Origin of the sequence: Hoylesella buccalis ATCC 35310 (assembly GCF_025151385.1) — a bacterium.
Classification (GTDB): Bacteria; Bacteroidota; Bacteroidia; order Bacteroidales; family Bacteroidaceae; genus Prevotella; species Prevotella buccalis.
In genome coordinates, this window is sequence record NZ_CP102287.1 from 3,092,879 (window position 1) to 3,106,711 (window position 13,833).

10 protein-coding genes are annotated in these 13,833 nt (G+C 47.3%); 2 read left to right on the forward strand and 8 right to left on the reverse strand.

Going from position 1 to position 13,833, the window contains the following annotated elements:
* Position 1 precedes the first annotated feature (1 nt).
* The gene (locus tag NQ518_RS12720) at positions 2–319 is read left to right on the forward strand and encodes a heavy metal-binding domain-containing protein (RefSeq protein ID WP_227961567.1); all 318 of its coding nucleotides are present in this window, start codon (positions 2–4) and stop codon (positions 317–319) included.
* On the opposite strand, the gene NQ518_RS12725 is transcribed toward NQ518_RS12720, so the two are convergent.
* From NQ518_RS12725 to NQ518_RS12750, 6 genes are all read right to left on the reverse strand, one after another.
* Positions 316–912: a hypothetical protein gene (locus tag NQ518_RS12725; protein ID WP_227961566.1), complete on the reverse strand. Its 597-nt coding sequence runs from the start codon at positions 910–912 to the stop codon at positions 316–318. The two genes, NQ518_RS12720 and NQ518_RS12725, sit on opposite strands and share 4 nt — an antisense overlap.
* A gap of 106 nt (positions 913–1,018) precedes the next feature.
* Complete coding sequence (locus tag NQ518_RS12730; RefSeq protein ID WP_227205994.1) at positions 1,019–1,756, reverse strand: HAD family hydrolase; 738 nt, start codon at positions 1,754–1,756, stop codon at positions 1,019–1,021.
* 6 nt (positions 1,757–1,762) lie between these two features.
* Entirely contained in the window at positions 1,763–3,121 is a 1,359-nt protein-coding gene (locus NQ518_RS12735; protein WP_227205996.1) for a glucose-6-phosphate isomerase, read from the reverse strand.
* A 7-nt stretch (positions 3,122–3,128) separates the two neighbouring features.
* Complete coding sequence (locus NQ518_RS12740; protein WP_227205998.1) at positions 3,129–4,127, reverse strand: NAD(P)H-dependent glycerol-3-phosphate dehydrogenase; 999 nt, start codon at positions 4,125–4,127, stop codon at positions 3,129–3,131.
* A 177-nt stretch (positions 4,128–4,304) separates the two neighbouring features.
* A complete protein-coding gene (gene lysS, locus NQ518_RS12745) occupies positions 4,305–6,035 on the reverse strand; it encodes a lysine--tRNA ligase (RefSeq protein ID WP_227961564.1) in 1,731 nt (576 codons plus the stop codon).
* Positions 6,036–6,778: 743 nt separating this feature from the next.
* On the reverse strand, positions 6,779–8,140 hold the full coding sequence (locus tag NQ518_RS12750; RefSeq protein ID WP_227206046.1) for a TrpB-like pyridoxal phosphate-dependent enzyme: 1,362 nt from the start codon (positions 8,138–8,140) through the stop codon (positions 6,779–6,781).
* Positions 8,141–8,284: 144 nt separating this feature from the next.
* Between NQ518_RS12750 and NQ518_RS12755 the strand changes: the two genes are divergently transcribed.
* Entirely contained in the window at positions 8,285–9,709 is a 1,425-nt protein-coding gene (locus tag NQ518_RS12755) for a sodium:solute symporter (protein ID WP_227206002.1), read from the forward strand.
* A gap of 98 nt (positions 9,710–9,807) precedes the next feature.
* On the opposite strand, the gene NQ518_RS12760 is transcribed toward NQ518_RS12755, so the two are convergent.
* Positions 9,808–12,666, reverse strand: a complete 2,859-nt coding sequence (locus NQ518_RS12760; RefSeq protein ID WP_227961562.1) for a putative LPS assembly protein LptD — start codon at positions 12,664–12,666, stop codon at positions 9,808–9,810.
* Between the two features lie 571 nt (positions 12,667–13,237).
* Positions 13,238–13,774: an HDIG domain-containing metalloprotein gene (locus tag NQ518_RS12765; RefSeq protein ID WP_227961560.1), complete on the reverse strand. Its 537-nt coding sequence runs from the start codon at positions 13,772–13,774 to the stop codon at positions 13,238–13,240.
* Positions 13,775–13,833 lie beyond the last annotated feature (59 nt).

Consider the following 13,833-nt stretch of genomic DNA (forward strand, 5'->3'; position numbering starts at 1 on the left):
AATGCTGTTAACAACAACTCCTACTGTTGAAGGGCGAAAAATCCTGGAGTACAAGGGCATCGTAACGGGCGAAACCATTATTGGTGCCAATGTTTTGAAGGATTTCTTTGCCGGTATACGCGACGTCATTGGCGGCCGTAGCAATGCTTATGAGAAGGTACTTCGTGAGGCGAAGGATACTTCTTTGCACGAGATGCAAGAACGAGCTGAGGCTTTGGGCGCGAATGCAGTCGTGGGTATTGACATCGATTATGAAACCATTGGACAGTCTGGGAGTATGCTAATGGTGGCAGTAAGCGGAACAGCGGTGCTCATTTAGCGCCGCTTTTCCCGTTGCTCTTGCCTCTCTTGCTCGCGTAACGTTTCGCGGTAGGCCTTTTCTATAGGGTCTTCTGCGGCATCTATCTTGCGAAATGCCTCTTTCAACTGCCTGAGGTGTTTCATGTCTCTCTTCTTCCTAAAGTCGAGCATCTTGGCTAAATCGAACTCAAAGAAGCCATGGGGTGCGTCATGGTCTGGTGGTAAGTAGGGGCGATTGGCCTTCAGACTGTCAATATTTTGCATGTGCTTTCCCCAAATAGTCACTTCGTCAATACTGTATGTTGCAGGGAAAAGGAAGACTGTGTCTTTCCTAATTTCTTCTGCAGAGAGTGTTTCTTTCAGGTAGTTGCGTTTGTAGAAAGTGGCACTCTTTGTATTGTAAGGTAAGGATATTAGTCCTCTGTAGGTGGTTTTTCCAACAAATTTGCCATTTGCATGCACCTCCACGTCGCGGATAGGGATGCGGGTAATGGCATCACACACCAAACATTGCTGTGCCAGGAGCTTCATTACGCCAAGCAATAATGCGGTGGCTAAAACAAAAATCCGTCGCAGAATGATGGTATGAGGTAAGTAAGTGTTAGTGGACATCTTACATTTTGTTGGTAGTCATTATACATTTTACCAGTAGTCACCCAACATTTTGTAGGTGGACATCTTACATCTTACCTTTCTTGATCGTTGGTTGAAGATGGGTTTAAGCGTGTTTGGCCGCATCCAAAAGCTGTTCCCAGACTGCACAAAACTCGGTCATTTGATGGAAAAGCAGGTCGGCACCTTCTTTTCTAAGGATGCTGTCGGGTAGGGGACCACTGTTGATGGCTACCGTAAAGATTTGAGCCGACACGCCTGCTCGTATGCCCATAGGGGCATTCTCCACCACGATTCCTTCCCAAGGCTGATGGTTTCCCGTCAATTGTAAGCCCTTCAAATACGGGTCGGGCGCAGGTTTTCCGTGCTTGATGTTATAGGCTGTGACAATATTCTCTTCAGATACGAATTGGTGGAAATCGTTTACAAGCCGTTTAATCAGCTGCTTTTGCGCACTACCTGTCACAATGCCAATGCTCAATCCGCTCTTCTTTATCTTGCTCATGAGGTCGAGTACCCCGTCAAAAATGGGTGCTTCGGGCATTTGATGAAACAGTCTGCCTTTCTCATCGTACATCTTTTGCGCCTCTTCTTCCGAGATGTCACGACCTTGTTGTTGCTTAACCATCATTCTGATGGTGTCTACACCCTTCATTCCTTCAGTGGCATACACATCATCTTCGGTCATGTCAAGACCGAAACTCTTCATCGATTCTTTCCACGCAACGGCGTGATGAGGCATTGAATTGTACAGCACACCGTCCATATCAAAAAGCACGACTTTGGGTTGGAACGCCGCAAAGTCATGCTTTCTCAAATAATCATGTATTTCGTTTTCAAACATTCAATCTTATTTTTCGTTTGCCAAACGCTCTTGTATAGCCTTGCTTTCAGCTTCGTAGCCAGGCTTGTTGAGCAAGGCAAACATGTTCTTCTTGTACGCTTCCACGCCAGGTTGGTTGAAAGGATTCACGCCCAAGAGGTTTCCGCTGATGCCACAGGCTATCTCGAAGAAGTAAAGTAGCTGGCCGATGTAATACTCATTCAGTTCTGGAAGGCTGATGCGGATGTTGGGAACGCCACCGTCAACGTGCGCCAGTCGTGTACCCAGCTCGGCCATCTTGTTCACTTCGTCCACTCGTTTACCTGCCAAGAAGTTCAAACCGTCCAGATTTTCCTCATCTTTGGGGAACAACATCTTCTTGTTGGGCTGCTCAACACTGATCACAGTTTCAAAGATTGAACGCTCGCCCTCTTGTATCCACTGTCCCATGGAGTGCAAATCGGTGGTGAAATCGCATGCGGCAGGATAAATACCCAGATGGTCTTTTCCTTCACTCTCACCGTAAAGTTGTTTCCACCATTCACCGATGAAGTGCAGTTTAGGCTGGAAGTTGACGATAATCTCAATCTTCTTGCCCATTTCGCGATACATCGCATGACGCACAACAGCGTACTGTGCGGCTATGTTCTCATGCAAAGTCACGTCTTTCCCCGTAGCCTTTTCCATGTCGGCAGCACCCTGTACCAAAGCTTTAATATCGAAACCAGCGCAGGCAATGGGCAGTAATCCAACGGGAGTGAGTACGGAGAAGCGACCGCCTACATTGTCAGGAATGACAAAACTCTTGTATCCCTCTTTGTCGGCGCATGTGCGTGCGGCACCTTTTTTTGCATCAGTGATGGCCACAATCACGTCTTTAGCCTCTTCTTTGCCACGTTGTGCCTCGCATTGTTTCTTCAACAAGCGGAACGTAAGAGCCGTTTCTGTTGTGGTACCCGATTTAGATATGTTGATGACACCAAACTTTTTGTCCTTCAAGTAATCAGTGAGTTCTGCCAAATAGTCCTCGCCAATGTTGTTTCCTGCAAAGAGAATGGTAGGATTCTTCTTATTGTTTACCAGCCAAGCGAATGAGTTTCCCAAGGCCTCTATCACGGCACGAGCGCCCAAGTAGCTTCCGCCAATACCGGCAACCACTACCACTTCGCACTTTTCGCGTAAGGTGTTGGCGCATGCCTGTACTTCGTCAAGAAACGCAGGTGTGATGGAAGAAGGCAAATGTAACCATCCTAAGAAATCGTTTCCTGGACAAGTGCCGTTTTCAAGCGCTTCTTGTACGGCTTTTACCTTTTCTTCATAGGCCTGTATTGTGCCAGGTTTCAAGAACTGAGTGGCTTTTGTGATGTCTAAACTAATACTTTTCATCTTCAAGTTATCTAAATGAATCTGTTAATAATTTGATTTCTATTTGCGGACTGATGTGCTCGTACAAAATGTTGTACACAGCATCTAAAATCGGCATGTTCACGTGCATGTGCCGATTGATCTCTTTCATGCACTTGGTTCCGAAATATCCTTCGGCAATCATCTCCATTTCAATCTGCGCGCTTTTCACCGAATATCCCTTGCCAATCATGGTGCCGAAGGTGCGGTTGCGCGAGAAATTGGAGTACGATGTCACCAATAAATCTCCCAAATAAACCGAGTCGTATGCACTGCGTTCAATGGGATGGACGGCTGTGAGGAACCGAGACATCTCCTGAACCGCATTCGCAATGAGCACGGCTTGGAAGTTGTCACCGTACTTCAGTCCACTGCAAATGCCCGAAGCGATGGCGTAAACGTTCTTCAGAACCGACGAATATTCGATGCCAATCACGTCCGATGAGGTCTTGGTCTTGATGACATCGCTGGCAATGAATTCGGCAAACGACTCCGCTTTCTGTATGTCGGCGCAGCCGATGGTAAGGTAAGACAAGCGATCCATGGCCACTTCCTCTGCATGCGACGGCCCTCCAATCACGGCTAAGTTCTCGTATGGCACGTCAAACACTTGGTGGAAATACTCTGAACACACTAAGTTTTCATCGGGAACAATACCCTTGATGGCGGTGATGATGAACTTGTCGCGCAGACGGGTCTTGAGTTTCCGCAGGTGGCTCTTGAAGTAGGGTGACGGTGTCACAAAGACCAGCGTGTCGTAGGCACCGGTAATGGTGTTGATGTCCGATGAGAAAAATATCTCATCGGTGTTGAAACGCACGCTTGTCAGATAGGCGGGATTGTGTCCCAGACGCTTAAAATCCTCGATGCGGTCGTCTCTACGCATGTACCATCCAATGTGATGAGCATGGCTCACCACGATTTTGGCGATGGCTGTGGCCCAACTTCCGCCCCCGATGATTGCTATCTTGCCGCAGTTGTAATTCATAATTCTTAATTCATAATTCATCCTGATTGTTCACAAGTCATGATTCTTCTTTTCTCAATCCAATTGATCGTTAGCGAGAAGCTTCATCCTGATTGCTCACAAGTCATGATTCTCCTTTTTCTCAATCCAATTGATAGTTAGCGAGAAGCGTGTGAATCATGAATTGTGCATGATGAATTATTTCTGACTGTTGTCAATCCATTGTTGGAATTGTTCAACCTTCGGATTGTCGTAGCCCAATTTATATTTCTTGTTCACCCCGCAAACATTCATTTGCAAGGCCTGTGCCTTTACCTGCGCGATGTCCGAAATCAGGTTGTATCCTGCCTTTCTGAACACAGGAACCCACTGCTCCGGAACGCCGATGGCTGCCCATTCTTCCACCGTACTCTGCGGTATTTTCTTCTCAGGTTTCATTTGTGGGAAGAACAGCACTTCCTGTATGAACGTCTTTCCGGTCATCAACATCACCAAACGGTCGATGCCAATGCCGATACCCGACGTGGGAGGCATGCCATATTGCAGCGCGCGCAGGAAGTCTTGGTCGATAATCATGGCCTCGTCGTCACCCTTGTCAGCCAATTTCATTTGCTCCTTGAAACGCTCTTCTTGGTCGATAGGGTCGTTCAATTCAGAGTAGGCATTCGCCAATTCCTTGCCGTTCACCATCAGTTCAAAGCGTTCTGTCAGTCCTGGTTTGCTTCGGTGCATCTTGGTAAGCGGTGACATTTCCACGGGGTAATCTGTGATGAACGTGGGTTGAATGAATGTTCCTTCGCAGAACTCGCCAAATATTTCGTCAATCAACTTGCCTTTACCCATGCTCTCATCCACCTCCATGTCGAGCTTTTTGCAGATTTCTCTTATCTCGTCTTCAGTCTTTTCGTTGAGGTCATAGCCCGTCTTTTCTTTGATGGCATCCAGAATGGGCAAGCGTCGGTAAGGAGCTTTGAAGCTGATTGTCTGTCCGTCAATCTCCCGTTCGGCACTACCGTTGACCGCAATACAAATGGTTTCCAGCAGTTTTTCAGTAAACGCCATCATCCAGTTGTAGTCTTTGTACTGCACATACAATTCCATGCAAGTGAATTCTGGATTGTGATTGCGATCCATTCCCTCGTTACGGAAGTTCTTGCCGATTTCATACACGCCTTCAAACCCGCCCACTATCAGTCGTTTTAAGTACAGTTCGGTGGCGATGCGCATGTACATGTCGGTGTTCAGCGCATTGAAGTGTGTGATAAATGGGCGTGCGCTAGCACCACCGGCAATGGCCTGCAGGGTAGGAGTCTCCACCTCTGTGTAGCCAGCCTCGTCCAGTACCTTACGCATGGTGCGCAACACCGTAGCACGTTGCAAAAACGTATCTTTCACGCCATCGTTGACAATCAGGTCGACATAGCGTTGGCGATAGCGCAATTCAGGGTCGTCAAACTTGTCGTAGGCCACTCCGTCTTTGTATTTCACGATAGGCAGGGGTTTTAAGGCCTTGCTCAACAGAGTTAAACTTTGTGCGTGTACCGATATTTCACCTGTTTGAGTTTTGAACACAAAGCCCTTGATGCCAATGACATCGCCAATGTCCAACAGGCGTTTGAACACCACGTTGTACAAATCTTTGTTCTCATCGGGGCAGATGTCATCGCGCGTAACGTACACTTGTATTCGGCCTTTGGAGTCTTGCAATTCTACAAAACTGGCCTTGCCCATCACGCGTCGTGTCATCATGCGGCCTGCTATCACCACTTCTCGCTTTTCCTCACCGTCTTGATAGTCAGCTTTTATCTCTGTGCTGAACGCGTTGGTAGGAAACTCTGCGGCAGGATAAGGGTCGATGCCCATATTTCGTAACTCTTGGAGACTTTGTCTGCGACCAATCTCCTGTTCACTCAATTCTAAGATGTTCATATATGATAAAATAGCTATTTTTTCCCGATTCTGATGGATAGAGCCCGCCAAAAGCATTCAAGACAGTTTGCTTTGTTAAGGCGCAGCCTATTTTATGCAAAAACAGTGCAAGCCGAAGACAAAGAAAGCTTGTTTACTTTGTTGAGGCGCAGCCTATTTTATGCAAAAGTACGAAATTAATCTGAATGTGCCTACCTTTTCATATTTTTTATAATTGCGTGACAAGTAGGATGCTATTTTGTGCCGCTGCACACGATCCGCCATCATTGTTTTCAACAACGAATTTAAGGACTCAACAAATCAAAGGGGCAATGTTCCAGATGAAGATTCGTGCCATTACACACCAAAAAATGTTGGATATTTTCATCGTTTTAAGCCCTAAAAATGGCACTTGAAAATTGATGAAATAGAAAAAATCGATAGGCTGGAAGGAAGCAAACATCCGATTGATTTGTTATCAATATCCACTTTTCTCCTTAAAACAATGACTTTGGTGGTCAATCAGCAACACTTTGGCGGTCAATCTACATGAGTTTGTGCTTCAAAAGCATGTGAATTACGCACTAAAAGCAATGCTCTTGGCTGGGAATTGTTTCCAATTTGAATGCTAAAAGTGGCTGTAAAAGATATAACTCGCTGTTTGTTAGCTGCTTATGAAAGTTGCTCATATTTGGCGTATTTGCACCAAAAGGTAGGTTGGTTTGCAAATACGCCAAATATGAAGCGGTGTGTTGTTAAGAAAATTACACCTCAGGAACATCTTTGAGGCTGTCCGCAATCTCTTCATCAGTGATGCTGTAATTGCGCAAGTCGCCCCTCAAATAACTGTCGTATGCCGTCATGTCGATGAGTCCATGGCCCGAGAGATTAAAGAGAATCACCTTCTCTTCACCACTCTCTTTGCACTTTTGTGCCTCACGAATGGTGGCAGCGATGGCATGGCAGCTCTCTGGAGCCGGGATAATGCCTTCGGTTCGAGAGAAAAGAATACCGGCATCGAATGCCTCCAGCTGTGGAATGTCCACGCCATGCATCAGCTTGTCTTTTGCCAATTGTGAGATAATCATGCCCGCACCATGATAGCGTAAACCGCCGGCATGAATGTTTGCGGGCTTAAAGTCGTGTCCCAGCGTGTACATGGGCAACAGGGGCGTGTAGCCAGCCTCGTCGCCAAAGTCGTATTCAAACTTGCCTCGGGTTAGTTTTGGACAGCTGCTGGGCTCGGCAGCAATGTATTCTGTTTTCTTTCCTTCCAAGATGTTATGCCGCATGAAGGGGAAGGTCAGTCCACCAAAGTTGCTTCCACCACCGAAACAAGCAATCACGACGTCGGGATATTCGCCCGCCATCTCCATTTGTTTCTCTGCTTCCAAGCCGATAACAGTTTGATGTAGAGCCACATGGTTAAGCACCGAGCCCAGCGTGTACTTGCAGTTGGGTGTGGTAGTGGCCAGTTCGATGGCCTCAGAGATAGCTGTTCCGAGGCTTCCCTGATGGTGAGGATCGCGCGTGATGATGTCCTTTCCGGCGCGTGTTGACATCGATGGCGAGCCTTCCACGGTGGCTCCGAAGGTTCGCATGATACTACTGCGGTAGGGTTTTTGCTGCATCGAAATCTTTACTTGGTACACGGCAGCTTCCAATCCGAAGATTTTTGCCGCATAACTCAAGGCTGCTCCCCACTGTCCGGCACCCGTCTCGGTGGTAACGTTCGTGGTACCTTCCTGCTTACAGTAGTAGCATTGGGCAAGAGCCGAGTTGAGTTTGTGCGAGCCAAGCGGGTTCACACTCTCGTTTTTGAAATAAATATGTGCCGGTGTGTCCAAGGCTTTCTCCAGCGCATAGGCACGAACCAATGGGGTAGAGCGGTAGTATTTGTACTTGTCCAGCACCGCTTCGGGGATGTCAATCCATCGGTTTTCGGTATCAAGTTCTTGCTTGGAGCATTCTAAGCTGAAGATGTGCGACAAGTCTTCTGCCGTAACTGGCTGCTTGGTCTTTGGGTTTAGCGGCGGCAAGGGCTTGTTCACCATGTCGGCTTGTATGTTGTACCACTGTGTAGGAATATCGTTTTCCTGAAGTATGAATTTCTTTTGTTTGTTCAGCATTGTTGTCTTTTTTTTGTTGGGTTGATGATTCAGATGGCCCGAAATAGGCCGATAAGCCTGGTTTTGTCACCAACAAAGGTAAGAAAAAGATTGCATTTGTGGGTCAATACATGCGAGATTTGTTAACTTTGCATGAAAAACATGACGATTGTTCTTACGTTATTAGGCTATTTTGCGGCCTTGTTGTTACTGAGTAGGATGACGACAAGGCATGCCACAAACGATACTTTTTATCGCGGAAACCGACAGTCGCCCTGGTATTTGGTGGCCTTTGGCATGATAGGTGCGTCGGTTTCGGGTGTCACCTTCGTGTCTGTGCCGGGCATGGTCAATACCATTGGTATGACTTACCTGCAAACTTGTCTGGGCTTTGTGCTGGGTTATGTGGCGGTGGCCTTTGTGTTGTTGCCCATTTACTATCGTCTGAATCTCACCACAATTTACACTTATTTGCAACAACGCTTGGGAACTCGTTCGTATAAAACGGGTGCTTGGTTCTTTTTGTTGTCCAAAATGTCGGGTTCGGCGGTTAAGTTTTATGTGGTGTGCATGCTCTTACAGCGGTTTGTACTTGATGCCATCGGGGTGCCTTTCATGGTCACTGCGTTGGTTTTGGTGTCGCTTATATGGCTGTATACGCGGCGCGGAGGCATCAAGACCTTGGTTTGGACGGATACGTTTCAAACCTTTTGCATGTTCGCGGCGCTCATTTTCATCATCGTGCAGGTGATGTTCATACTTGACATGAATGTCGTTGAGGCGGTGAATGCCATCGCACAGGATGACAGAAGTCGCATCTTCGTGTTTGATGATTGGCTGTCTAAACAGAATTTTTGGAAGCAATTTGTGAGTGGTATCTTTATCGTTATCGTGATGACGGGGCTCGATCAGGACATGATGCAGAAGAATTTGACGTGCAAAACCTTGAGAGAGGCACAGAAAGACATGTGTACTTACGGACTTGCCTTCGTGCCTGTCAACCTGTTGTTCTTGGCGTTAGGTGTGCTGTTGTCTATGTTGGCCGCGCAACAGGGTGTGCCTCTGCCGTCCACAGGCGATGAGTTGTTGCCCATGTTTGCAGCGACGGGCGAGTTGGGAACCATGGTGGTGATGTTCTTTACCATTGGCATTGTGGCGACATCGTTCAGTAGTGCCGACTCTGCCTTGACGGCTTTGACCACCACTTACTGTGTGGACATTTGTCAAAAGCCTGCGGATGAGCGGCTCAGACATCGTGTTCATGCCGCCATGGGCGTAGTGTTTGTCTTGTTCATCTTGATGTTCAGGGTGTTCAACTCGACCAATTTGATAGATGCTATCTATATATTGGTATCGTATACCTATGGACCTTTGTTGGGATTGTTTGCGTTTGGACTGCTCACGAAGTACCGTGTAAACGACCGATGGGTACCCTATTTAGCCATTGCCGCACCCGTGTTGTGCTATGTGTTGGATGCCGTTGCACAGCATTTGTGGCACTATCATTTTGGTTACGAATTGCTCTTGCTCAACGGGGCATTGACCTTTGCTGGATTGTTGGTGACAAGGAAGAAAGAAGTACATTGAACTTTGAGCTTTGAACATTGAACTTTGAGGTTTCTATGTGTGAGTTTATAAACTATCAACTCGTAAACTCGTCAACTTGTAAACTTGTCAACTATAACTCAATACCACTGCACTGCATTGCTGTAGCCGCTGCGTTTATCGTATTTCAGTGCGTCTGTCAGGGTGGCAGCGTTGGCCCTAAACGTGAAATTATAGCTGGTATAAGGGGCCAACACCACGGAGCAGCTCATGTTGAAGCAGTGGAGATCGCGCTGAAGTGATGCCGTTGTCATCGACATGGCATGGTTCTCGAAGTCGTAACCCGATGAGAAGCTGATGTTCCACCCATCGCTAATGCGAACATTACCGCTGACATTAAGGGTCTGAGTGAACTTGTAGGGATAGCGCATGGTCTTATAATTGAACTTTTTAAGGTCCTTATTCTCACTCATGGTGATACCATAACCGAAGGTGAGTGACCAAGGTATCTTGAACGCCATGTAGCCATCGTCATCGGTTTCGGCCTTACCAGCCTTTTGTTTCTTCTTCGCTCCATGCTGCCCCTCAATCATATTGTCATCAATGTTGCTCTCTATGTCGGTGTCACGTCCTTCAATATCGTTTTTGTTTTGTTCGTCTTCATCCTCGTCATCATGGCTGCCAGTGAAGAGTTTTTTCAGCTTTTCGGGCGTCAGCGTGTAGGAGATGTTTTGCGACATGCCTTGGAAACGACCGAAACGGCCCATTCCCCATTCCGTATGATTGCCCTCGTAGGGTCTGCCATTCTCATCCAATTCATAGGCATACGATGCAAAGCGCGCGTTGAGGTTGAAGGTGTAGTTCTTCCACCACTTCAATCTGATGCGCATATTCAGGTCGCTCAACGGTTTTTCTTTAGCCGCCATGTTATACGACATCGATAATCCCAACTCGTCAATGATACTCACTTTCTTCATTCCCGTTGAGTCTTTGTCGCTCTTAACCTTCATTTCGACGTTGTTGCCCAGGTCGAATGATATGTTTCCGCTGCGTCCTCTGCCCGGTACAGAGTACATGCCATTTTCGTAAGGAGAATATCCTACGAGCGACACATTGCCGTCGGCATCGGTCTTTTGATAGTAATCGTAATAGCCATAGCGTCGCGCACCGAAGTCAGGAGCATAGCTGAAAGAAACGGAAGGGGTTAAGACGTGGCGGATGGCTTGCACCTTGTCACCGAATATCTTGCGGTTTGGGATGAACATACCATAGAGCTTGGTAGACATACCCAAGTTGAGTGACCAGTTATAGACGTTGTGAAAGCCGTATGTGGTGTCGTTCACAACCTTTTGAGAGGCTGCGTCCCACGACCGATGTATCTTGCTTGAGTACATGCGGTCGGTGAAATTGAACGACGGATTGACGTTGAGATAGTCGAAAAGTGTGAAGTTGGCATTGACAGGAATGTCGTGCTGGAAACCGTTTCTCCAGTCTTTGATGAGGTTCGACTTGAACAATTTGTCCTCTTTTGTTTGGATAGAGTTGGAGAAACGGCCCGTGTAGCTTACGGCAATCTTCTCGTACCAACGCTCATTGCCCACCACATGCTTGCGTTTGAAGGGATAGAAGCGGCTGATGCTGATGTTCAGGTCGGGCATTGTCAGGGCGATGGACGAGTCGCGCATGTTCTGCGAAAGGTTCATCGAGCTGCTCAGTGACAAGCCAATGCTTGAGAAAGTGGTGCTCCAACTCACAGAAGATGTACGGGTACTTTGTGTGAGTGCCTGCGGATTGTACAAGCTCGTCAGGTTGTTGCGCTCGTAACTGGAGGAGGCGAAGTTAACACTTGCTGATAACGAGCTAAAGGGATTGGCCTTTGGGTCTTGTCGGTGGCTCCATTGTATCTTGTAACTTTGCTGCCGGGAGAAGTCAGGTAGACCCTTGTCACCCGTCTTTGAATCCTGGTAACTGAGAAATATACTGCCGCTATAGCGATATCTTTTATTGTAATTGCTGGCCAGCGAAACGCCCCAAGAACCCTTGGTGTAGATTTCGCCAAGCAGCTTCAAGTCGATTTTGTCACTGATGGCAAAATAATACCCGCCGTCCCTAAGATAGAAACCACGATCCATCTCATCGCCGTAAGACGGCATGATGAAGCCTGATGAATAGCTCTTGGTGAAGGGGAAGAAACCGTATGGAACGGCAATAGGAAGCGGAACGTCGGCCACTACCAAATGGGCAGGACCGAAAACCACGTCCTTGCCTGGGCGTACCTTGCCTCTTGATAGTGCGATATAGAAGTCGGGATGCTTCTTATCGCAGGTGGTATATCGGCCGTGTTCCATGTACACTACGCCCGATGAGTCGCGCTTTGACCGCTCACTGCGCAAGAATCCCTCTTCTTGTTGGGTGTAAACGTTGTTGATGAGGCCCTTCTTGGTCTTGAAATTGAACGCCATGGTGTCGCTTTCGTACGAATCTTGCCCCAATTTGAACACGGGAGTGCCTTCCAATGCTTTGGTTGTAGTGTCTTTAATGGCACCAGTTGCGTGCACCAGGTTGCTGTCCATGCTCATGTATATCTTCTCACTCTTGAGGTCCATGTTCTCGTATTTCACGGTAGACGAGCCGTAGAGGTGCGTGGTCTTGCTCTTTGCATTATACACCAGCGAATCTTCTGCGGTATATTCTACCGGTGCGTCGATGCCGTTCGCCCTCCTTCTGTTGAGCGAGTCGAGCCGAATCGAGTCGTCAATCAGTTGATTATGCTTGCGGATGGCCAACTGGAGCGAGTCTAATAGGGTGGTGTCGGCGGCAACGGAGTCAGGGAGTTTGTCGAGTGTGGAATCGCGCTTAATTGATAACAAGGTGTCGCCCACACCCAGCGTGTCACGTTGTTGCGTTTGTTGCCTGGCGTATGAATCAAACCTGTTCATGTCTGCCATGACGAAGGCAAAGATGAACAGCAGCAGAACTATAACCGACGGAGTTCTCATTTAATGTGCAAAATTACATAAATAAGAACGAATTGATATACAATTTTTTATTTTTAACTTAACACATCGTGCTAAACATGCGCTTTGATTGCTTTTCTTCTTGTGCGCAACCTTTTGTTGGCTTCTGTCCAAAAAAATGATAAAAAAACGATGATTGCAAAGTTGTGAACTAGAAAAAGCGGTCATGTTTTCAGGCCGAAAAAACGTATTTTGGGAGCTGCGAAATAGACTTTTTCTGCCAAAAATAGGGTGATAACCACCCTATTCACGTCACTTGGCACCATTATCTCTTTGTAATTGGGCATCAAAGCCATACGGTTAACCACTCAATAGCATACATATTGGGGATCAAAAGCAATGTTATTGGCGTGAAGTGGCATGGGGAAAACGTGCAAAAACTGATTGTTTTCGTGTAAGTGTATGACTACTAATTAGATACAAAACATGCGCATAACTCGCATATTTGCAGCCACCAGTATGCTTGTTTGAAAAAACGGCCGTATTTAAGAGGGTGTTGTAAAAGAAAATGACAGCAGTTGCGATGCTCGATGTTGTATGGAGTGGGTGGCGATTATTCGAACAGTTGCATCCATCTGGTAAATCTCTGCGCTCCCTCTTTTCCGAATCTTTCGAGGCTCTTCAGTGCCTGTTCGGGCGTTCTCACACGATCGAGGTGCGTTTTGGAGTAGAACTTGTCGGCATAACAAATCACCTGTTCCTCCATGGTCTCGGGCAAAAAGTCTTGGTGGGGTAGGGGCAGGTGCTGGTCAATGATGTTCTGCAAGGCGATTCCGGCACCCGTATGGCGTTCGCAAACCCGCGCGTGTTGGGGGAAACCAGCCGCGCGCAGCATGTCTGCCCCGATGATGCCATGCTTGATATACGGTTCAGTACCAAAGCATTCGATGCCCGGTGCATCACATTTTACGATGCCGATGTCATGCAACATAGCCGCCTCTTCGATGAAGGTGCGGTCGAGTTTCAGCTCCGGATGCTTGTCGACAATTTGCAATGCCCTGCGGGTTACGCATTCGCTGTGCGTCAAGAGGATGTCCCGCACCTTGCTTCCTTGCGGGTAATACTGATTGATGATGGCTAAATAGTCCATGAAAAAGCGTTTTAATCATTAAAAAAACTCATCTTCAGGCATGAAAGTACCCGAAGATG

Bases quoted from the DNA above. Each gene is read 5' to 3' on its own strand.
- NQ518_RS12735 (WP_227205996.1), bottom strand. From the start codon at position 3,121: ATGAAAAGTATTAGTTTAGACATCACAAAAGCCACTCAGTTCTTGAAA.
- NQ518_RS12755 (WP_227206002.1), top strand. From the start codon at position 8,285: ATGACGATTGTTCTTACGTTATTAGGCTATTTTGCGGCCTTGTTGTTA.
- NQ518_RS12725 (WP_227961566.1), bottom strand. From the start codon at position 912: ATGTCCACTAACACTTACTTACCTCATACCATCATTCTGCGACGGATT.
- lysS (WP_227961564.1), bottom strand. From the start codon at position 6,035: ATGAACATCTTAGAATTGAGTGAACAGGAGATTGGTCGCAGACAAAGT.
- NQ518_RS12760 (WP_227961562.1), bottom strand. From the start codon at position 12,666: ATGAGAACTCCGTCGGTTATAGTTCTGCTGCTGTTCATCTTTGCCTTC.
- NQ518_RS12740 (WP_227205998.1), bottom strand. From the start codon at position 4,127: ATGAATTACAACTGCGGCAAGATAGCAATCATCGGGGGCGGAAGTTGG.
- NQ518_RS12765 (WP_227961560.1), bottom strand. From the start codon at position 13,774: ATGGACTATTTAGCCATCATCAATCAGTATTACCCGCAAGGAAGCAAG.
- NQ518_RS12720 (WP_227961567.1), top strand. From the start codon at position 2: ATGCTGTTAACAACAACTCCTACTGTTGAAGGGCGAAAAATCCTGGAG.
- NQ518_RS12730 (WP_227205994.1), bottom strand. From the start codon at position 1,756: ATGTTTGAAAACGAAATACATGATTATTTGAGAAAGCATGACTTTGCG.